The sequence below is a fragment of the Pseudoalteromonas sp. P1-26 genome, assembly GCF_001401795.1.
In the GTDB taxonomy this organism is placed as follows: Bacteria; Pseudomonadota; Gammaproteobacteria; order Enterobacterales; family Alteromonadaceae; genus Pseudoalteromonas.
Map to the genome: position 1 here is coordinate 1 of NZ_LKDX01000189.1, position 238 is coordinate 238.

At 41.6% G+C, this 238-nt stretch carries 1 protein-coding gene; it reads left to right on the forward strand.

The window, feature by feature from the left end; all coding sequences use genetic code 11:
• Positions 1-23 precede the first annotated feature (23 nt).
• Positions 24-238, forward strand: a 215-nt coding sequence (locus AN394_RS21860; RefSeq protein WP_152968979.1) for a helix-turn-helix domain-containing protein, incomplete at its 3' end; no start/stop codon positions are given.

The following is a 238-nucleotide window of genomic DNA, read 5'->3' on the forward strand; positions in this document are numbered from 1 at the left end:
TAAGCATTTGAGGAGCGCTAAGGGTGATTGTTTTGAATTCCAAAGCTCAATTAACAGTTGATATCATTGCTAAAGTGGCAGAGCGTAAAATTACGATAGCTAATGCCGCTAAGCTCCTCAATAAATCCAGGCGTACTATTGAACGTTACTTGCAGCGTTACCGAAGCCAAGGTCTACAATTCGTTGTTCACGGGAATACAGGCAGCGAGCCAATTAATAAAACTCCAGATAGGCTTAA